Source organism: Natronorubrum bangense, from assembly GCF_004799645.1.
In the GTDB taxonomy this organism is placed as follows: Archaea; Halobacteriota; Halobacteria; order Halobacteriales; family Natrialbaceae; genus Natronorubrum; species Natronorubrum bangense.
Genome location: NZ_CP031305.1, coordinates 1,957,549 through 1,977,520, shown reverse-complemented (window position 1 = coordinate 1,977,520; position 19,972 = coordinate 1,957,549). Strand labels below are relative to the sequence as shown.

Here is a 19,972-nt window from a genome sequence, read left to right as displayed (position 1 = left end):
ACGCCTCCTTATCGCCGCCAGATCAGTCGATTCGCAAGGTCGTCGAGTCGACTCGAGAGCCCCTCGAGCCAGGCGCTCGGCGAGAGGGTTCGAAGCTGCTTTTCGTCGACTTCGATCCGCGCGTCGCCGTACGGATCGCGGTCGTTGCGTTCGTCGGCGTCTCGGTCGCTGTTCGCGACGTCGACGGCGACCGACATCGAACAGCGACCGCACGCCTCACGTTCCTTTGGCATGTGTGTTCGTCTCAGTGTACGGACTCCCATTGCTTAACTGCTGGCACAGCCGACTGCGACCGCAGTGGCGACGGACTTTTACTCGCGACGTGGCATCACCACACATGGACGACGACGAGTCCGCCACGGAGTCACGCGAGACGGCGGCCGACCGGCGGATGGACGAGCACCTCGAGGAGGTTCCCGACTGGGACGACGAGTACGTCGACCGGGTGAGCGACCGGCTCATGCACAACTACGACCTCGAGAAGGATTTCGCCGTCGAGGGAGAGCAGTTCACGCTGTATGGAAAGATGGCGCTGGTGAGCAAGAAACATTTCCTCCATCCGGCACTCTCGCTGGCGGAACACGAGTCGACCGAACACCTCTTTGTCAGACAGGTCGACCGCGTCGACGATCGAACGCTCGATCGGTTCGTCGAACTCGGCGAGCGGCTGGCTGATGAGTGGATCGAACCCGACGAAGAACACTTCTGTACGGAGTTTACGTTCGTCGCGGTTGCACCTTCGATCCCGGAATCGATCGCTGAACGCATCGCCGGATTCGATGGGCGAACGCTGCTGAAGTACGGCTATCACGGCCATTACGAGATCAATCTGGCCGTCGTCGCTCCCGACAGCAAAGAGCTGATCGCGAGCGACAACGCTGACGTTGCGACCGCGTTCCGGCTCTGGGATCCGATCGAGAAGGACGAGCCAGGGTTGCTCGGGCTGCTCTCGCGGCGACTGCAGCTGTAGTAGCCACTGAACGTCGATACACACCTGATCGCACAGTTATCGTTCGATCAGTGTGCACATCGGTTCAGTTGTTGTTATACAACCGACACCGACAGTACGGTACTCCCTTGTCTGCATCGCGAGACAGCTGCATGTCTCGAGTCGGTTGAAGTCGTCAAAAAACGGCGTCGATGCGGTCGAGGATCGCGACCCGAAGTCGTGATTAGTCGTCGTCAGTACTGACGTCAGCGGCGAGTCCGCTGTCTGTGTCACCAGCTGCTGTCATGTTGTCGTAGCCGATCTTGAGCAGCGACAGCGCCAGCCAAATGAGGGTTGCGATGATAACGATCTGGACGACGGCCGAAGACTGACCGAGCAGCGATGTCTCCGCTTCGGCGGTGATGCCGAGCAGCCGCCCGCCAAGGATCGTATAGAGTGCGGTCCAGGTGAGACCAATGACAGTGATGAACGCCATCAAAATCATCGGGCCACCGGTAGAGACCAGCTGTTTGGACTTGTCCCAGTTTGCGAGCCAGATGGTCCCGGTCAGCAGCGCCAGCGACGCCAGCAGCTGATTTGCGCCGCCGAACAGCGTCCACAGGTCCTCCCACCGACCGCTACCGAGCAGGAAGAACGCGAGGACGGCGATAGCCGTCGTGTTGACGTACCGGTTTGCCGCATACGACTCGACTGGCGTCTCCGGCGTCCCGATGATCTCCTCTAACATGTACCGGCCCAGTCGGACGGCCGTGTCCATGCTCGTCAGCAGGAAACTCGCGAGCACGAGCGCCATGAACGGCACGGCGTACTCGAAGGGGATTCCGAGGGCGGTGAGGATTGCGCCACCGCCGGTCGCAAAGTTCGGCAGTGCGAGCCCGATTCCTTCGGTGGCGGCCGGGATCGCGACGATCGTCACCGCACAGAGGGCGACTGCAGCCAGCAGTCCCTCTGCGAGCATCCCACCGTAGCCGATGAGTTTAGCGTCCGTCTCCTTGTTCAGCTGCTTGGCTGTCGTCCCCGAGGACACCAGCGAGTGGAAGCCGCTGATGGTCCCACACGCGATGGTAAGGAACAACAGCGGGAGCAAGGGCATGAGCGGGAGAGAATCGGCGAGTGGGCCACCCTGTCCGAGGAAGCCGTACCAGGCCCCAGTCGTGATCTCGAAGCTCAGTTCTGCACCGGTTTCGGGATGGATGGCGTCGCCCCCCATTCCGGTAATGTACGTGCCGACGATGACCGCAAGCAGGCTCCCACCGACCCCTGCGTACAGAAGGAACGACGAAAGGTAGTCACGTGGCTGCAACAGCATCCAGACCGGCAGGACGCTGGCCGCAGCGCCGTAAACGAGCATTACGAGCACCCACGCACCGATGTTGGCACTCCCGAGCAGTTCCGGGAAGAACGACGTCGAATCGAGCAACACGGTCGTTCCAGCGGCGTAATCGCCGGGGACGATCGCGAGCGGGTACTGAATACCGACCCAGACCGAGCCGAACACACCGGCGACGAAGACGACCGTCCCCACCGAGAACGGCAGTCCCAGCTGGTAGAGCCAGATGCCGAACACGAACGCGAGTGTGACATACAGGAGGCTCGCGGTTGCCGCCGATGGGAACGCGTCGAACACGACCGCGATGACGAGTGCGAACACCGCCACAACGAGGATCGTCAGCAAGAACGCAAACCACAGTAGCATGTTCTTGCCGCGTTCACCGACGTACTCACCAATGATGTAGCCGATCGACTTCCCCTCGTGTCGAAGACTGCTCGACAGCGAGATGAAGTCGTGGACCGCACCGAGCAGCGGGTTCCCGATTGCAACCCACAGCACAGCCGGCACCCAGCCCCAGACCAATGCGGCTGTGATCGGTCCGACAACAGGCGCGCCGCCTGCGATACTTGAGTAATGATGCCCCAGTAAGACCGGCTTCTTCGCCGGTACGTACTCCTGTCCATCTTGGTACTTGTGTGCTGGCGTCTCTCGACTGTCGTCGAGCCCCACGAACTGCGAGAGGTACCGCCCGTACACGATGTACGCGGTGGTAAACGTCACCAGCACCAGTGCCACGATCCAAATTACACCTGCCATGGTATTGTGTCTCTAGACGTGCGACGAACGGGAGGAATATAAATATAATTCATTGACGTTCCGCTGCTTTATATTCATACTCTTAACTCGCGTTAAAATGGCCATACGTGTAAAAGTGCAGCAATTTCGGGATGGAAAGTTGTCGGAATGGCAGTTCCGTAAGATGATTGAGGTCCCGGCTCAACTCGCCCGCGGCTCGTCGCCGACAGAAATCTCGAGGTCGCCCGCGACGTCTTCGAGAATACTCCCACGGACTTCCTCGACGCGTGTCTCGATCGTCGCGACCACCGGCGTGTCGAACGCAGTCTCGATGTACTCGAGTCGGTCGCGTTCGGTCGTGATCCGATCCCGGAGGTAGGTCGCACCGCGGCCCTCCTCGTGAGGTTCCGGTTCGGGCGTCAGACGGTTGACGACGAGTCCGCGAACGGGTAACTCGGCGTCGGACAGCGTCTCGAGCGAGCGCCCTGTCTCCCTGATCGAAAGTTCGTCGGGATTCAAGACGAGATAGAAAGCAGACTGGTCACGCAACACCTCGCCGGCGTACTCGAAGCGTTCCTTGCGCCCTTGTAGGCGCGCGAGGATCGGATCGCCCTCCATCACGCGCCGAGGCTCTTGCTTGCCGATCGCGGCCTTCTCGAAGAGATCGATGCTGCGCTCGCGTTTGTCCATCAGCCGCTCTATCCAGCGCTCGAGGAGGTCCGGCAGGGCGAGCAGTCGCAGCGTCGAGCCGGTCGGTGAGGTGTCGAAGACGACCCGATCGTAGGGGTCGGCGTTTCGCATCACGTCGACGAACCGATCGAACAGCGCGGCCTCGTAGGCGCCGGGAGTCTGGTGGGCCATCTCGAGTTGGATGTCGACTTCGTTGACCATCGCCGCGCTGAGTTGGGAGTTCAACTGCCGTCTGAGATCCTGCAGGTGGTCCTGAACCTCCTGTTCGGGATCGATCTCCATCGCCGAGAGCCCGTCGTATCCCTCGACAGATCGGGGCTCGTCGCCGAACTCCTGGTCGAAGACGTCGGCCGTGCTGTGTGCTGGGTCCGTCGAAACGACGAGTGTCTCGAGACCTGCATTGGCACACTCGAGCGCATAGGCGCTCGAAACGGTCGTCTTGCCGACACCGCCTTTGCCGCCGAAAAAGGTGAACTGTGCCATCGATTAGAAATGATACTGGTGGCCCTTGCGCTCGATGACGGACTGTCGATCCCACATTCGACGCTCCCAGGACTGGTATTCGTCCTCGAGATAGGGCAGGAGTTCAGCCGTATAGTACGAGACTGGGCTTGGAATGCCAAAGGCGTCGGGGAAACACGCGAGCATGAACGCGTCCTCTGTGTCCTCGGCTTCGGCCTCGATCTTCTCGTACGCTGGATGCGTGAACATCCCATGATAGAGTCCGCGAAGCCACTCCTCGAGCGTGGCGCGGAAGGATTCGATCCGATCGGCGAGTGTCATCGTCGGTCATGCTCGGGCCCGGAGACAAAAGTATGTCGCGTCCGGGCCGCTCGTCAGACGGGTGTCTGCCGAACAGTTACCAGTGTCGACCGCAAACGGTAACATGCCTACCGGCTCCCACCACAGTAGCCGTTGCCACACGGGCACACGGCGTCACGACTCGGCACCGTCACGATGTCGTGAAAACGGGAGTTGGTGGTGTGTCTTGCGATGCCAATGCTCCCGTGGGTAGCAGTCGAAACTGCGGGCTAATAACAGCATCGGATACTGACAGTCCACTCACCAGTCACCACGTAGACCGAAGTCGCTGCCGCGTGACACACGGTGTCGAAGCAGTGAGACGACGCTTCTTTGCGCTCGAGTCACAACCACTCGGTATGCACTCAAACGAGATCCCCGTCACCGTTCTCTCTGGGAGCCTCGGTGCGGGCAAAACGACGCTGCTCAATCACCTCCTCGAAAACGCCGGCGGCCGTGACCTCGCCGTGCTGGTCAACGATATGGGATCGGTCAACGTCGACGCTGACCTGGTCGCCGACGGCTCGGATCTCGACGCTGGCGGCGTCGCCGAACTGTCGAACGGCTGTATCTGCTGTGAACTCCAGGACGACCTCGAGACCGCGGTCGTCCGACTGGCTCGTGAACGATCGTTCGATCATTTGCTCGTCGAGTCCTCGGGGATCTCCGAGCCCGAACCGGTCGCACGGCTGTTTACGACCGCTTCACGGGTCGCGGCCAGCTACGAGATCGACGCGCTCGTGACCGTCCTCGACACACGGCTCTTTCTCGATACGTTCGCTGGCGAGGGCGTCCCCGAACGCCGCGGCGAGGGGACAGACGGCGACGACGAGACACGCCCACTCGCAGATCTGCTGATCGAGCAACTCGAGGTCGCAAACCTCGTTGTTCTCAACAAGACAGATCTCTGTGAGCCGTCGGAACTCGAGGAGGCAGAGACACTCGTCAAGGCACTCCAGCCTGAGGCCGAGACGATCCGAACGGAATTCAGCGCAGTCGATCCCGATCGTCTCCTCGGGGTCGACCTGTTCGACGCCGGCCGAATGGGCGAGTTAGCTGGCTGGCAGCACGCGCTGGCCGACGAGCACGACCACGACCATGATGATGACGAGCACGACCACGATCATCACAGTCACGACGACGACCACCACGAACACGACCACCGCCATCCTGACGAGCGCTACGGCGTCGACTCGTTCGTGTTCCGTGCGCGCCGGCCGTTTCATCCCGAGCGGTTTGCGGCGTTTCTCGAGGACCTCCCCTCGAGTATCATCCGATCGAAAGGCATCACGTGGCTCGCCGGTCGAGACGTCAAAGTGGACGTCTCCCAGGCTGGCCCGTCGATTCGAGCGAGCGTCAGAGGACCGTGGATCGCCGCACTCCCCGAAATAAAACAGGATCTGTACCGGTCCAACCGACCCGACCTCGACTGGCACGACGAGCACGGCGACCGGCAGACGGAACTGGTCTTCATCGGCACCGACACCCAGGAGACGGCGCTGCGGTCGGCACTCGAGGACTGTCTGGTTACGGACGAAGAGTGGGACCAGGCGGCCGCCCTCGAGAACCCGTTTCCGAACGACGAGGACGTGGACGTGGTGCTTCGGGAGCCCTGAGAACCAGCGCCCACCGACGATTCGTTACCCGAGTGCAGCCTCGAGCGTCTCGAGTGCGCGCGTGAGTTCGCCTTTCCGTTTCCAGGCGGCGATCCGGTCGCCGAAGGGCAGCGGTGCCGCAAGCGAGACTGACGACCGAAACGTGACCTGCGTGCCGTCGGCCACGTCCTCGATGTCGATCCACGTCTCCATGTGGGAGAACGGTCCCTGTTCGCCCTCCTGTGTGTAGTAGACTCCACCGTCACGCTCTTCGAAACGCAGCGGCAGCTGCATCCCGGGCCCGCTGGCGACGACGATGGTGGCGTCGGCCTGGTCGTCAATCGTCTCGACAGTGAAACTTCCCTCCGCTTCGACGATCGTCGGTGGGTCGAGCCAGCGCGAGACGACGACGGGCGACGCATCGACGACTCGAGACACCGTTACCTCCTGCATATCGACCACGTTCGGGGGAGTTGGCATAAATGCCGGTGTCGCCGCCTGCCGATGCTGGCGGCTCGGATAGGCGATACACACAGGGAAACGGCTAAGTGAGCAACGGTCCCGTATCCCGGCATGGCTGACCCCGACACTGACCGAGAGGGCTTACAGGAGGGCCTCGAGTCCTCCCGCGGCGACCCACGCGTACTGGTCATACTGAACGCGATCCTTTCGCTACTGTTTGCCGTGATGATCGTCTGGGGTGGGTCGCTCATCGGGGCCCTCGAGTACGGACTGCCAACCGTTGCAGCCGTGGCGGTCACGTTGTTCGTGCTCACGCACGTAATGACGCGGTAGTGACGGCGGCTGTGGGCGAGTCAGTGCTACCCACGGTCGGACGCAAAGTCCTGCAACGAGCCGACAACTACTCACGGACGGATCTATTCACCCCAGCTAATGGAGTTGCGGACCGCCGCGACGTATCGGCCGACAAAGCCCGAACTCGCGGTTTTCGTCGCCGGGGTCATCAGTATGGGCCTCGAAATTCTTGCGGTGCGGATCATCGCGCCACAGTTCGGCAGCCACATCTACACCGTTGGGGGCATTCTGACAGTCGTGCTCGCGGCGTTGAGCCTGGGCTACTGGCAGGGTGGCAAACGTGCACGCGGTGCGACGAATCGGGAGATGTCGTGGCTGTTGCTCGCGACAGCAGTGTACGTCGCGATCGTGATCTACGCGAGTGAGCTGCTTCTGATACAGACGTCGACACTGGCGTTGCCGCCGCGATACGCCGCGCTCCCGGCTGCGATCATCCTGTTCGGTCCCCCGACGTATCTGCTCGGCTTCATCAGCCCCTACGCCGCCGAACTCTCACAGAAAACGGGAACTGGCGAGGCGTCCGGCCACGTCTACGCCCTCGGGACGATCGGGAGCATCCTCGGCTCGGCCGCGACCACATTCGTCTTCATCCCAGCGATGAGCATCGATACCATCGGCCTCCTCTTTGGTGTCCTCCTCGTCGGGACGGCCGTTATTTTGACCCTGCCTTCGGTCTCGCGAAAGCCACTCATCGCAAGCGCTGTCGTCGTCCTCTTACTCGTCGCCGCAACCGGTGTCGGGCCGGTCGCCTACGACCACCGCGGCGACGTCGTCCACCAGACCCAGACAGCCCACCAGCAACTTGAGATCGTCGACGACGGCGAGATTCGGACGATGTACCTCGATGGCGCTCGCCACAGCGCAATCGACCTCAGCGAGCCCGATCGCCACGTCTTCGAGTACACAGAATACTTCCACTTGCCGATGCTCATGACCGACGATATCGACGACGTCGACCGCGTGCTGTTCATCGGTGGCGGCGGGTACACCGGCCCGCAGGATTTCGAGGAGCGCTACGACGTCACCGTCGATGTCGTCGAGATCGATCCCGACGTTACCGCCGCGGCCGAGGCATACTTCGGCCTCGAGGAAAGCGAGACGATGACCGCCCACGCGGACGATGGCCGGCAGTTCCTCCAGCACACTGACGAAACGTACGACGTCATCGTTCTCGACGCCTACAAGCAAGATCAGGTCCCGTTCCACCTGACGACCATCGAGTTCATGACCCTCGTCAGTGATCGACTGGCTGACGACGGCGTGTTCCACGCCAACGTCATCGCGTCACCGAGCGGCCCCGCCGCAGAGTTCTATCACGCCCAACAGCGGACAATGAACGAGGTCTTCCCGGACACCTACAGCTTCCGGACCTCAGACTCGAGTGCCATCCAGAACATTCAGATCGTCGCCACGAACGACGAGAGCGGGTTCAGCGAGGCCGATCTCGCCGAACGAAATGCCGATCGCGAGCTGGGCGTCGACCTGTCGGGCGCGATCGACAACCACATGGCCGATTCCGGTGACGACGACGCACCCATCCTCCGGGACGACCGCGGCGAGGTCGATAGCCTGCTCGACCCCATGCTGGGCCAACGGTACGTGATCGAGGAGACCGAGGGGAGCTCGAGCGAGCCGACCGCACCGGCTCACATCGTCAGCCCCGAAGCCACTGCCAGCGGCGACACCGGACCGTGGTCAGCCGGTTCCATCACCCCATCCGCACAGTGAGGACGGGCACGTCGCTCTTTCGAACGACCTTTTCGGTGACGCTGCCGAGAACTAGGCGATCCGCACCGGATCGGCCGTGGGTTCCCATCACGATCGCATCGATGTCGTGCTCGTCGGCGTACTCGAGGATCTGGACGTTGGGCTTGCCGTGTTCGATCGCTTCGACGACTTCGAGGTCGTGTTCGCGTGCCAGTTCGGCGATCTCGGCGGTCGCAGCGTTTCCTTCGTCTCGCTGTCTTTCGACGACGTCACCCCACTCGGCCGACGCTGGTTCTGCACCGGCCGAGAAGCCGCCGAGCGGAATGGGCTCGACGACGTACAGCGCGTGGAGTTCTGCGTCGTTCTGTGTGGCGAGTTCGATTGCCTCCTCGATTGCGGCGGTGGCTGGGTCGCTTCCGTCCGTCGGCACGAGTATCCGGTCGTACATCAGTATCGTCTGTGATATTATCTCGCCCCTCAATAGGCGTTTCGACGGTTTTGCTCCGTTGGCAGCTAATTCGTGACGCCACAGCAGCTCGAGCTGTAGAGATAACGAGAACGAACTATTCCGACCGACGGTAGTCGGGATCGAACAGCTGTGCCGAGGTTGGGGCCGGATCGCCCTCCGTCAGGTTGTACGTCGAGAAGTCGTCAACGCCAGCCTCTCGGAGGAGTTCCTCGTCGTAGACGCTGTTGCCGGTGAACTCGGATGGGTCACGGCTGAGGATCTCGAGGACGGTGTCGCTGACGATCTCGGGGGTGCGCCAGTCGTCTTCGGTTCCCATCCCGAAGTACCGCGTGGCACGCGTATCGATCGCGGTCACAGGCCAGAAGGCGTTACAGCCGACGTCGTCGCCACCGAGTTCACTCGCAAGCGACAGCGTGATGAACGTCATCCCGAGTTTCGACCACGCGTACGGTCCCGAACCCGGCGAGCGGTCGATCCCAACTGGCGGCGCGTTCGTCAGCAGCCACGCGTTGTCGACCTCGCGCAGGTGGTCGGCGAAGGCCCTCGAGGTGAGATACGTCCCTCGCACGTTCACGTCAGTCAGCAGATCGAACCGCTTGGGTGGTAGCTCCTCGACGGTCGCAAGCTGGATCGCACTCGCGTTGTTGATGACGATGTTGACCGTGCCGAACTCCTCGATTGCACGCTCTGCTGCGGCCTCGACGGCTGCCTCGTCGCGAACGTCGAGTTTGAGCGCCAACGCCTCGACACCGTGATCCCTGGCTTCGCGAGCCGTCTGCTCGATCGAGCCCTCGAGGTCGCTATCCGCGTAGTCGTCGTCTTCTTCGCTCGTCTTGCCGGTCGAGACGATGTTACAGCCCTGCTCGGCCAGCGCAAGCGCGATCGATTTGCCGATGCCGCGTGTCGTTCCCGTAATAAACGCCGTCTGTCCGGAGAGATCCGGTTGGGACACTGTCATACGTTCGCATTCACCGGCTAGCTGATAAGGCTCTGTAAACCGGAAGCGGGTATCAACGCCGTCGAACGTGTCTTACGTTTCTCGGTACCGGCGGAGATTCGCGACTGACCACCGAGGACGGTCGCAGCCGAGATGCTCGGTATGTCACGCCGATAACATCGAATATGGGGTGTCGATCTCGCATCGTCGTGTAACCGCCATTGGGTTCGTTATTGGTCACTGATGGTCGAAATGAAACTACTAGGGGTTTATTTGTTGGGCAAGTAACCAATAACGCTATCTGTCACAGTTCCTTTGGCCCGATTAGAGGGGTGGTGCAAGCGAACCCAGCGTATTCCGCTGTGCCACTGCCAGCGCACGTATGATCATGAATCTCAACGACCACTACCAGCTCCACATCGACGGTGAATCGGTACCCGCATCGACAGACAACGCTCTCGTGACGAACGATCCCGCAACCGGCGAGCCTATCGCGAAGTTCGCCCAAGCAACCACGGCTGACGTCGACCGAGCGGTCGGCGCGGCTCGCGAGGCAGTGTCGGCGTGGCGTTCGAAGACACCCGTCGAACGAGGACAGATCCTTCAGGATATCGCGACACAGATCCGAGCTAACGCCGACGACCTCGCGCAAATCGAAAGCCGTGATCAGGGGAAACCGCTGACGCAGGCCCAAAGCGACGTGGAAGACGCGGCCCGATACTTCGAGTACTACGCCGGCGCAGCCGACAAACTCGAGGGCAAGAGCATTCCACGCGGTGACGAGACGCTCGATATGACCGTTCGAGAGCCCTACGGCGTCAGCGGCCAGATCATTCCGTGGAACTTCCCATTGAGCATCACTGCTCGAGGAGTTGCACCTGCTCTGGCGGCCGGAAACACGGTCGTGGTGAAACCGGCCCCGACGACACCGCTGTCGGCGCTTCATCTGGCGGCGCTCTGTCGAGACACCGGCGTTCCTGACGGCGTCGTAAACGTCGTCACCGGCGGGACAGAGCCCGGTGTCGCACTGACGTCACACGACGGTGTCGACCAACTCACGTTCACCGGCAGCGTGCCGACGGGCCAGGCCGTGATGAAAGCCGCAGCGGAGACGATTACCCCTGTCACACTCGAGCTCGGCGGGAAGAACCCGGCGATCGTCATGCCCGACGCGGATCTGGACGAGGCGGCGTTCTGGATCGCGACGGGCATCTTTACGAACGCCGGTCAGATCTGTTCTGCGGCCGATCGGGCGCTCGTTCACGAATCGATCTACGACGAGTTCATCGAGTTACTCGTCGACCACGCTGTGTCGTACGACCTCGGTCCGGGTACGGACGATCCGGATATGGGACCGCTCAACCACGCCGAGCACTTCGAGACGGTCGTCGACTACATCGAGACCGGGCTCGAGGAAGGAGCGACACTCGAAACTGGCGGCGAACCGCTCGACGGCGACGGCCATTTCGTCCCGCCGACAGTTTTCTCGGACGTCGAACCCGAGATGCGGATCGCTCAAGAGGAGATTTTCGGGCCAGTGCTTGCGGTGATTCCGTTCGCGGATCGCACGGAGGCGCTCGAGATCGCCAACGGCGTCGAGTTCGGACTGACAGGTGGCGTGTTCTCTCGAGATATCACGCAAGCGCTCGGCGTGGCTCGCGAGATCGACGCCGGCGGCGTCTACGTAAACGAGTGGTTCGGCGGCTCGGTCGAAACGCCGTTCGGTGGGATGAAACAGAGCGGAATCGGTCGCGAGAAAGGCCTCGAGGCGCTCGATTCGTACCTCCAGACCAAAAATATCGCGATAAATCTCGACGAGGACGGACACTGAGCGCACAGCAACTCGACAGTGTTGTGCGTTACTCGGCTGGCAGACGGCTTCGACCAGACTACAGCGCTGCACAGCCGGTTGCAGTCGTCCCGCAACACGCACCGCATCAATCACTGAGCAACCACAACCGTCGAACAGGAGACGACGGACGAGCGGATGAACTGTGCGTGTAGCTGTCACGTGCGTACACCGAGAGATCGCTCCAGAAGCGCTCGAGACCCGATCAGTCGCCGCTGCCGCCGGTCACGACGACCGGGAGATCAGTGTTCAAGATCACGGACTGGGTGACGCTGCCGAACACCGCCTTCCCGACCGGTGAGCGTTTCCGCCCACCGAGGACGATCGCATCGACATCGTACTCGTCGGCCCGCGCTAAGATGTCGCCTTCCTCGACGTCACCGCTGCCCTCGAGGACGGTGACGTCGATGTCGTGGTCCTCGAGGTGTTCTTGTGCTCGCCGGACAGAACCGATTCGCGATGCCGATTTGAACTGTTTGAAATCCTTGGGCAGGTCCTCGCTATCATCGGTGAAAATGAACAGGAGATACGCCTCGACCGACTCGGACGCGTCTGGCAGTGAAGTGACGTATCTGGCCTGGGCGATCGCTCGATCCTCGTTCGTGTCGACGGGGACTAAGACGCGATGCATGGTAAAGTCATCACATACCACACTAATAAAACCGACTCCGGCTGTCAGTTCGAGAGCGTAAACACGCCGTTGCGACTCGAGACGGGCCGCTCCGGGACGACCTGTTACTCGTCGAGTCCGTCACGATCGCGCAGCGACCGGCGCTGGATCTTGCCGGTGGTCGTCGTCGGCAGTTCGTCGATGAATTCGATCCGCCGTGGATACTCGTACTCGGCGAGTCGGTCCCGGACGAGGTCGCGGATCTCCTCGCGGAACTCGTCGGGGTTGTAATCGTCACTTGCTGGCTGAACATAGGCTTTGATCGCCTCGCCGTGAGTTTCGTCGGGGACGCCGATGACGCCCGCCTGTTCAGCGTCGGGATGGTGAAGAATCGCCTCCTCGACTTCCATCGGCCCGACGCGGTAGCCGCTTGTGAGGATTACGTCGTCGGTCCGGGAGACGAACCACAGGTACCCCTCAACGTCGCGTTTGACGAGGTCGCCGGTGAGGAACCAGCCCGATTCAGTCTGTTTGTTGGCCGTCTTCTCGGGCAGGTTCCAGTACTCGTCGAAGAACACGCGGCGATCACCCGGCTTGACCGCCAGTTCGCCCGTCTCGCCGGCTGCGAGTTCCTCGTGCGTCTCGGGGTCGAGCACCGCCAGTTCGTAGCCGGGGAACGGTTTCCCCATACTCCCCGGGCGGGTATCGAACCAACTCGAGGAGTTGCCGACGACGAGGTTGAGTTCGGTCTGGCCGTAGAACTCGTTGATCGCGACGTCGCCAAACGTCTCGTCGACCCAGTCGACGACCTCCGAGGTGAGCGGTTCGCCGGCCGAGGCAAACGTCTCGAGGGCGAGATCGAACTGCCCCTCGGGGTCGTCGACGGCCATCAGCATCCGAAGCGCCGTCGGCGGCATAAACGCCTCGGTCACGCCGTGGCGTTCCATGAGGTCGTAGGCCGCCTCGGGGTCGAACCCGTCTCGGGGCCAGCCGACGACGGTACAGCCGTGGTGCCACGCCGCAAAGAGCGTCCCGCCGAGGGCGGCTCCCCAGGCCCAGTCTGCAGGTGTCCACACCGTCGTCTCACCCGCCTCGAGGCCCTGATCGAAGTAGTTGTACGCCGCGGCGGCCCGGCCGAGCCAGAGCGCGTGGCTGTGACGGACGCCTTTCGGCGGGCCCGTCGAGCCGCTCGTATACATGATCGCCGTCGGCGTCTCCGGCGTCGCGTCGTAGACGTCGATACCGGGCTCGTGGGCCACGAGCAGGTCCTCAAAGGCGTGGGCGTCGCCGTCGACCGACGAGCCATCGCCGAGTTCGATTACGTGCTCGAGGGCGGGACACTCATCGCGGATCTCATCGATCGTCTCGCGAACACTCGGATCGACGACGACGGCCACAGCCTCGCTGTCAGCGAGTCGGTACTGCAGTGCGTCGCGGCCGAACAGTACAGTGAGCGGAACGGAGACGGCACCCAGCTTCCAGTTCGCGAGGTGGGTCAGTGGGTTCTGTGGTTTCTGGGGGACGACGACGCCGACACGGTCGCCCGCCTCGACGCCGAGGTCGGCGAGGGCGGCCGCAAGCCGGTCGGAGCGCGCATCGAGATCGTCGAAGGAGTAGGTCTCGAGGCCGCCGTCGGGCTGTTCGTATCGAAGCGCCGTGCGACTCGTGTCGTCGTGTTTCCGCAGGAAGTCGACGGCAGGGTTGAACGACTCGGGAAGCTCCCACTGAAACGTCTCCCTGGCGTGGGCGTACTCGTCGAACGTCGGCATCACCGTCCATGTCATGCGTGAGGATTGTTGGGCCAGCACATAGCATTTTTCGGCACGTCGCCGTCTGACCATTGGGCACGCTCGAAGCGGCGATCAGTATATGTATCGAGCGTTCGACAGTGCATCCATGTCACAAGACGTCCTCGAGGACGCTGTCTTCGATCGAGAAACCGACGATCGACTGCAGATCCTCGACACCGACGGGACCGTCGTCGCACCCGCCCTCGAGCCGGACCTCGAGGCCGAGACGCTGCGAGCGATGTACCGCGATATGCGGTTTTCCCGGCGGTTCGACGAACGGATGATCAGCCTCCAGCGGCAGGGTCGAGTCGGGACGTACGCGTCGCTTGCGGGTCAGGAGGGCAGCCAGATCGGGTCGACGTACGCACTCGCCGAGGACGACCTGTTGTCGTTTCAGTACCGAGAACACGGCGCAGTCGCGGCGCGGGGGATGCCCTGGGAGTACCTGCACTACTGGATGGGCCACGAGGAGGGCAACGCCGCGCTGGCTGAGATCAACGTCTTCCCGCTGAACATCTCGATCGGTGGCCACCTCCCCCACGCCGTCGGCTGGTCGTGGGCCGCGAAGCTGAAGGGTGACGAACGGCTCTGTCTCGTACATTTCGGCGACGGCTCCACCTCAGAAGGCGATTTCCACGAAGCGATGAACTTCGCGGGTGTCTTCGATACGCCGACAGTCTTCTTCTGTAACAACAACCAGTGGGCCATCTCGATCCCGCGCGAGGACCAGACCGCGAGCGCGACCATCGCCCAGAAAGCCCACGCCTACGGTTTTGACGGCATTCAGGTCGACGGCATGGACCCCCTTGCGAGCTACGTCGTCACGAACGCAGCCCGACAGCGGGCGCTCGAGCCACGCGACGGACAGCTGCGACCGACGCTGATCGAGGCGGTCCAGTATCGCTACGGGGCACACACGACGGCCGACGATCCATCGGTCTACCGGGACGACGAGGAGGTCGAACGCTGGCGCACAAAGGATCCGATCGACCGGTTCGAGGCTTACCTGCGGAACAACGGGGTTCTCGACGCCGAGCGCATCGACGCGATCGAAACCGAAGTCGACGAGGCCCTCGCCGCACTGATCGACCGTGCCGAAGCCGGCGAACGTGATCCGCTGGCGATGTTCGACTACACGTACGACGAGCCAACACCGCGACTCGAGGAACAGCGAGCTGCCCTCGAATCCCTCCGGGACACCCACGGCGACGACGAATTACTCGATTACGAATGAGTTTGACAGGTCCGATATAACGGACGCAATAGGACAGGGCAGCGACTATCCCCACATCGCCGCTGCGTTCGCATACGATGCAACTCGAGCAGGCGACACAGGAGTCCGGCTGGAGCGGGACGATACCCAGCGCGATCGACGTCCGACTACTCGGTCTCGTCGTCATCACGGCAGGGCTGGCAGCGTCGGTGAATGTCCCCTACGGCGGGCTTCCGGTCGCGGTCGCGGCGTTCGTCGTGCTCGTGGGTGGTGGCGTCGTCGTCCACGTACTCGGCGAGCGAAAACTGCGCCGGATCACCGACGGCCTCGTGGAACGGTGGATTGCGGCCGGTGGAGAGATCGACGACGTCACGCGGTCGGCCGACGGGATGCGAACGGAGTGGACGGTTCACACGTCCGGCGGAGAGATTACAGTCGGCGGGATCGCTCTGGTTCCGATTGCTAAGCTCTCAGTCGAGTGGCAAGGCGTTGGCGACACGATGGATGCAAGCGAGGCAGAAGCAAATCTCGATGCGCTCGCCGACAGCCTCTACGAGGAATGCTTCGAGATCGGCTCGGCACCGCAGCGGTCCTGATTTTCCGGGGCACCGGCTGCAACACTGCCGGCATCGTCCTCGAGTCGCCGCCGATTTCGATGGCAGGCCCGTAAGGTAAAGTATCGGTACAGGGATGAGTCCGGTATGCAACTCGATGGCGTTCGCGTGCTCGATCTCTCGCGACTGTTGCCCGGCCCCTATGCGACACAGCTACTCGCGGACTCGGGCGCCGAGGTCATCAAGGTAGAAGACACCGGCGGCGGTGACTACGCTCGAGCGATGGAGCCGCTGACGACTCGCGATATCGGTGCAATCTTCGAGATGGTCAATCGGGGGAAACACAGCGTCGCGATCGATCTGAAAGACGAAGATGGGCAGGCAGCCTTTTATCGGCTCGTCGAAGACGCCGACGTCGTCCTCGAGAGTTTCCGACCGGGTGTGGTCGACCGGCTGGGAATCGATTACGAAACGCTCACCGAGTACAACGACGACCTGATCTACTGCTCGCTCACCGGCTACGGACAGAACGGCCCCTGGGCGGATCGGGCCGGCCACGACCTCAACTACGTTTCGCTGGCCGGACTGGTCGATATGACCCGCGATTCACCTGACGAAAAACCACAGGTTCCTGGCTACCAGATCGGCGATATGGCTGGCGGGCTGTTCGCTGCGTTTGCCATCGTCGGCGCACTGCTCTCGCGCGAGCTTGGCAACACCGGCGGCGAGTACATCGACGTGGCGATGGCAGACGTCGTCGCGTCGTTCTCCCAGTCGGTTGCCTACCAGTCATTGACCGGCGATCCTGCCGAGCCGCGACCGGGAGCGACGCCGCTGACCGGTGGCGTGCCGTGGTACGACAGCTACGAGACCGCCGACGGCAAGTGGATCACGTTCGGTGCGCTCGAGCCGAAGTTCTGGCAAGCGTTCTGTGGCGCAGTCGACCGGGACGACCTCGTCGACAAACACGGCTCGCAGGATCCGGCTGTGCTCGAGGCGCTCGAGGACGAACTCCGAGCGCTGTTTCGCGAGCGAACACGGACGGAGTGGGAGACGGTGCTCGAGGACGTCGATGCGGCGTTTGCCGGCGTCTACACGCCCGCAGAGATGGTCGACCATCCTCAGTTTCAAGCTCGAGAGCTTGTCGTCCACCCCGACGACGTACCGCCACGGCTGGGATTTCCTGCCTGCGGTAGCGACGTCCCAGAGGAGACCGACGAAACCGTTCCGGCACAGGGCGAACACACCCACGACTATCTCGCCGACGCAGGATACGATGACGAGGAAATCGAGGCGTTCCTCGAGTCTGGCGCTGTCCGGCGCGACGAACCCGACAGGAGCCACTAACCGCCAGCACACGCCCAACCATCCGAGGTTCAACGTCGGTTGGAACCCGTTTCAATCGGGATGAAACCGACCGCACACTGGTTCTCAGTCGTGAGTCCCACCGCCGAGCCTCCAGACCCGAACTGGATGTTCGTCCAGGAAAATAGTTATTAGGAATGAAATCATTGCAGTAGACAGGTGAGCGATAAATGAAGCGATACGAAAGTCGCTACGAGTGTCGTGACTGTGCAACGGAAGTCCATCCCGTCTCGTATCGAGCGAACTGTCCGGACTGTGGTGGCCCCCTTCATTCCACAGCGACACGGTATCGCGGCGGCGAAGCGACAGGGAGCTGAGGATACTCGTCGCCAGCTCTCGAGTACACTTTTCAGCGATGTTTCGAGCAATAGTGGATATACGTGCAGGTATTAGTCTAACAGTGCACGGTTCACCACTATTCTAGTGGATACCGAGGATATACCCACAGCGAATATATACTGGTTCATGGTACCGTTGTCCAAGCAATGATAGAGATTCCAGTCAAACGCGTGCTGAGGCATGCTGCACCGACGATTGCGCCGGAGACGCCCATTACCGAGGCCGCGGTGCGGCTTCGTGCACCCGAAGTGTCGACGCTGGTCGTCCTCGAGGACGAGACTGTGGTCGGCATCCTCACTGAGTCGGACGTCGTTGCGTTCGTGGCCGAAACGCTCGAGCCCCATCCGGTTGAGACGGTCATGTCGTCGCCAGTCACGACGATCTCACCGGGCGAGTCGCTCATCGCTGCCGCCGAACTGATGCAAGCGGATGGCGTCAAACACTTGCCAGTCGTCGACGAGGGGGCCTACTGTGGACTCGTCTCCGCGTCCATGCTCGCCCCGTACCTCTCACGGAACCGACTCGAGATCGACTGGCAGGACGACCCGATTCGAATCGACGCCGGCGAGGGTCATGGCATTCGAGTCAGCGAGTGAGACGCCCCTCGGAAGACGTCATTCGAACAGTTCTTCGTGTCGTTCCGCGAGATCCGTGTACTCACCCGAGGAGAACATCTCGAAGATCTCCTCGGGGTCGATTGTCGTCTCCTCGAGCGGCGTGATTTCAGCGGGGACGCCGCGAACGAACGACTCGGGCGGGATGTCGTACTCGTCGGGGATCACCGTTCCGGCGGCGACGACGGTGTTCGAGCCGATCGTTGCACCCGTATTGACCGTCGTGTTGAACCCGACCAGCGACTGTTCGTCGATGGTCGCCTCGTTGAGCACTGCCCCGTGGCCAACCATGACGCGGTCTGCGAGCGTCGAGGCGTGAATCGTTGCGTTGTCACCGATATGTGCCTGTTGCCCAATGCGGACGGGACCGATATCTCCACGGAGGACGACCCCAGGCCAGACGCTCGCGTCGGCCCCGACGTGGACGTCGCCGACGAGCGTCGCCTCCCGGCTGACCGATGCGTTGTCGTCGATCGTCGGCGTCGTTCCTTCGAACGCGTAGTGTCGACTATCCACCATGGGAGTGGGGGCCACGCCGCAGCTAATAAGCGTTCGTTACGGCTTCTGTGACCCTCATCCGAGCATGTGCGTCGCTCGAGCAAAGGCGGTCGGCCTTCGATGGCATCGATGCTTTCCCCGTCGGATTCGTTTAGACCGATATGCTCGTCCTCGGTGACGCCCACGCGTCTGATACAGCGCGCCGCGAGACGCTGCTCGCGATTTATCGAGCGCTCGAGCCCGAGTACGTCGTTCAGGCCGGCGACCTGGAACTGTACGACCCGCCAGCGCCGACGTGGTTCATCGCGGGCAACAACGAGGATCTCGACGTGATCGAAGCGCTTCGGGCGGGCGAGGAGCCACCGACGCGCGTGACCGCCACCCTGCTTGCGAGTACAGCCGCGACCGTCGACGGCTGGCGCGTCGCTGGTCTCTCGGGGAACTACGCGCCGACGAAGTACGACTGTACGCGAACTGAACTCGAGGGGGACCGTCGTCGCCATTTCACCCACGAAGACGTCGAACGGGCGGCCACGCTGTCCGACGTGGACATCCTGGTCACCCACGAGGCGCCGACCGGCCTGCTGTCGTACGGCTACGATCCAGGCTGTGAACACATCGACGGCCTGCTCGAGACGCTGTCGCCGGCGCTCTGTCTGGTCGGACACCATCACCGCCACCGCGAGACCGAGATCGACGGCACCCGCGTCGTGAGCCTCGCACCTGCCTGGGAACGGTACTATACGCTCGAGGGCGACCCCGACGGCTTCTCCCTCGAGACGACAGATCACGATTGTGGACCACACACCGGAGCCGCGGGGACACGCCCACAGTAACGTCTCGGAAAATCGTACTGCCGTCAGATATACAAACAGTTCTCGAAAATGATAGGATCGGCATGGTTCGAGTCGACAGGTCGGACTCGTGAGAGATGCGTTTCCGGAGTGGATGGCGTTTTGCTTTGCGATCCTCTCTTACCTCGGAAGCGTCTGGTTCGTCGCGCCGGCCGTCGTCCTGGCGTACTGGTTCCATGACCGCTACCGGTTTGGCTCATGGCTGGGGATCATCATGAACGGCTACGCGCTTATAATCGGCCTCGAGGGAGTCT

Annotated in this window: 21 protein-coding genes; 11 read left to right on the top strand and 10 right to left on the bottom strand. The window is 62.1% G+C overall.

From position 1 onward, the window contains the following. Positions 1-8: 8 nt before the first annotated feature. On the bottom strand, positions 9-233 hold the full coding sequence (locus DV706_RS09865) for a hypothetical protein (RefSeq protein WP_006064781.1): 225 nt from the start codon (positions 231-233) through the stop codon (positions 9-11). 104 nt (positions 234-337) lie between these two features. Between DV706_RS09865 and DV706_RS09860 the strand changes: the two genes are divergently transcribed. After that, complete coding sequence (locus DV706_RS09860) at positions 338-970, top strand: hypothetical protein (RefSeq protein ID WP_006064782.1); 633 nt, start codon at positions 338-340, stop codon at positions 968-970. Positions 971-1,172: 202 nt separating this feature from the next. Here the strand turns inward: DV706_RS09860 and DV706_RS09855 are convergent, their stop codons facing one another. From DV706_RS09855 to DV706_RS09845, 3 genes are all read right to left on the bottom strand, one after another. Then, positions 1,173-3,038, bottom strand: a complete 1,866-nt coding sequence (locus tag DV706_RS09855) for a carbon starvation CstA family protein (protein ID WP_006064783.1) — start codon at positions 3,036-3,038, stop codon at positions 1,173-1,175. A gap of 180 nt (positions 3,039-3,218) precedes the next feature. Beyond that, positions 3,219-4,190, bottom strand: coding sequence for an ArsA family ATPase (locus tag DV706_RS09850; protein WP_006064784.1), 972 nt, complete (start codon positions 4,188-4,190; stop codon positions 3,219-3,221). 3 nt (positions 4,191-4,193) lie between these two features. Next, positions 4,194-4,490, bottom strand: a complete 297-nt coding sequence (locus DV706_RS09845; RefSeq protein ID WP_006064785.1) for a hypothetical protein — start codon at positions 4,488-4,490, stop codon at positions 4,194-4,196. 377 nt (positions 4,491-4,867) lie between these two features. On the opposite strand from DV706_RS09845, the gene DV706_RS09840 reads away from it, so the two are divergent. Next, the gene (locus tag DV706_RS09840) at positions 4,868-6,124 is read left to right on the top strand and encodes a CobW family GTP-binding protein (RefSeq protein ID WP_049889656.1); all 1,257 of its coding nucleotides are present in this window, start codon (positions 4,868-4,870) and stop codon (positions 6,122-6,124) included. A gap of 24 nt (positions 6,125-6,148) precedes the next feature. On the opposite strand, the gene DV706_RS09835 is transcribed toward DV706_RS09840, so the two are convergent. Further along, entirely contained in the window at positions 6,149-6,556 is a 408-nt protein-coding gene (locus tag DV706_RS09835; RefSeq protein ID WP_006064787.1) for an SRPBCC family protein, read from the bottom strand. Positions 6,557-6,676: 120 nt separating this feature from the next. Here DV706_RS09835 and DV706_RS09830 point away from each other — a divergent pair, with 120 nt between their 5' ends. Together DV706_RS09830 and DV706_RS09825 are read left to right on the top strand one after the other, a co-directional pair. Then, a complete protein-coding gene (locus DV706_RS09830; protein ID WP_006064788.1) occupies positions 6,677-6,898 on the top strand; it encodes a hypothetical protein in 222 nt (73 codons plus the stop codon). A gap of 99 nt (positions 6,899-6,997) precedes the next feature. Further along, the gene (locus DV706_RS09825; protein WP_006064789.1) at positions 6,998-8,647 is read left to right on the top strand and encodes a spermidine synthase; all 1,650 of its coding nucleotides are present in this window, start codon (positions 6,998-7,000) and stop codon (positions 8,645-8,647) included. Here the strand turns inward: DV706_RS09825 and DV706_RS09820 are convergent. After that, positions 8,628-9,074 carry a universal stress protein gene (locus DV706_RS09820; protein WP_006064790.1) on the bottom strand — a complete coding sequence of 149 codons (447 nt, stop codon included), beginning with the start codon at positions 9,072-9,074 and terminating at the stop codon, positions 8,628-8,630. The genes DV706_RS09825 and DV706_RS09820 overlap by 20 nt on opposite strands. Before the next feature lie 115 nt (positions 9,075-9,189). Next, complete coding sequence (locus DV706_RS09815) at positions 9,190-10,053, bottom strand: SDR family oxidoreductase (protein ID WP_006064791.1); 864 nt, start codon at positions 10,051-10,053, stop codon at positions 9,190-9,192. Positions 10,054-10,414: 361 nt separating this feature from the next. Between DV706_RS09815 and DV706_RS09810 the strand changes: the two genes are divergently transcribed. Then, positions 10,415-11,863 (top strand): aldehyde dehydrogenase family protein, encoded by a 1,449-nt coding sequence (locus DV706_RS09810; RefSeq protein ID WP_006064792.1) that lies wholly within the window; start codon positions 10,415-10,417, stop codon positions 11,861-11,863. Between the two features lie 223 nt (positions 11,864-12,086). Here DV706_RS09810 and DV706_RS09805 read toward each other — a convergent pair whose 3' ends face one another. Next, on the bottom strand, positions 12,087-12,512 hold the full coding sequence (locus DV706_RS09805; RefSeq protein ID WP_006064793.1) for a universal stress protein: 426 nt from the start codon (positions 12,510-12,512) through the stop codon (positions 12,087-12,089). A gap of 104 nt (positions 12,513-12,616) precedes the next feature. Further along, on the bottom strand, positions 12,617-14,275 hold the full coding sequence (locus DV706_RS09800) for an acyl-CoA synthetase (protein ID WP_049889635.1): 1,659 nt from the start codon (positions 14,273-14,275) through the stop codon (positions 12,617-12,619). 112 nt (positions 14,276-14,387) lie between these two features. Between DV706_RS09800 and pdhA the strand changes: the two genes are divergently transcribed. From pdhA to DV706_RS09775, 5 genes are all read left to right on the top strand, one after another. Next, complete coding sequence (gene pdhA / locus DV706_RS09795; protein WP_049889657.1) at positions 14,388-15,515, top strand: pyruvate dehydrogenase (acetyl-transferring) E1 component subunit alpha; 1,128 nt, start codon at positions 14,388-14,390, stop codon at positions 15,513-15,515. Positions 15,516-15,592: 77 nt separating this feature from the next. Then, positions 15,593-16,090 carry a hypothetical protein gene (locus DV706_RS09790; protein WP_006064796.1) on the top strand — a complete coding sequence of 166 codons (498 nt, stop codon included), beginning with the start codon at positions 15,593-15,595 and terminating at the stop codon, positions 16,088-16,090. Positions 16,091-16,195: 105 nt separating this feature from the next. After that, positions 16,196-17,395 (top strand): CaiB/BaiF CoA transferase family protein, encoded by a 1,200-nt coding sequence (locus tag DV706_RS09785; RefSeq protein WP_006064797.1) that lies wholly within the window; start codon positions 16,196-16,198, stop codon positions 17,393-17,395. A gap of 188 nt (positions 17,396-17,583) precedes the next feature. Continuing rightward, entirely contained in the window at positions 17,584-17,730 is a 147-nt protein-coding gene (locus DV706_RS09780) for a rubrerythrin-like domain-containing protein (RefSeq protein WP_006064798.1), read from the top strand. A gap of 168 nt (positions 17,731-17,898) precedes the next feature. Beyond that, complete coding sequence (locus DV706_RS09775; protein ID WP_006064799.1) at positions 17,899-18,348, top strand: CBS domain-containing protein; 450 nt, start codon at positions 17,899-17,901, stop codon at positions 18,346-18,348. A gap of 18 nt (positions 18,349-18,366) precedes the next feature. Here the strand turns inward: DV706_RS09775 and DV706_RS09770 are convergent, their stop codons facing one another. After that, entirely contained in the window at positions 18,367-18,885 is a 519-nt protein-coding gene (locus DV706_RS09770; protein ID WP_006064800.1) for a gamma carbonic anhydrase family protein, read from the bottom strand. 140 nt (positions 18,886-19,025) lie between these two features. Between DV706_RS09770 and DV706_RS09765 the strand changes: the two genes are divergently transcribed. After that, positions 19,026-19,700 carry a metallophosphoesterase family protein gene (locus tag DV706_RS09765; RefSeq protein WP_006064801.1) on the top strand — a complete coding sequence of 225 codons (675 nt, stop codon included), beginning with the start codon at positions 19,026-19,028 and terminating at the stop codon, positions 19,698-19,700. Positions 19,701-19,972 lie beyond the last annotated feature (272 nt).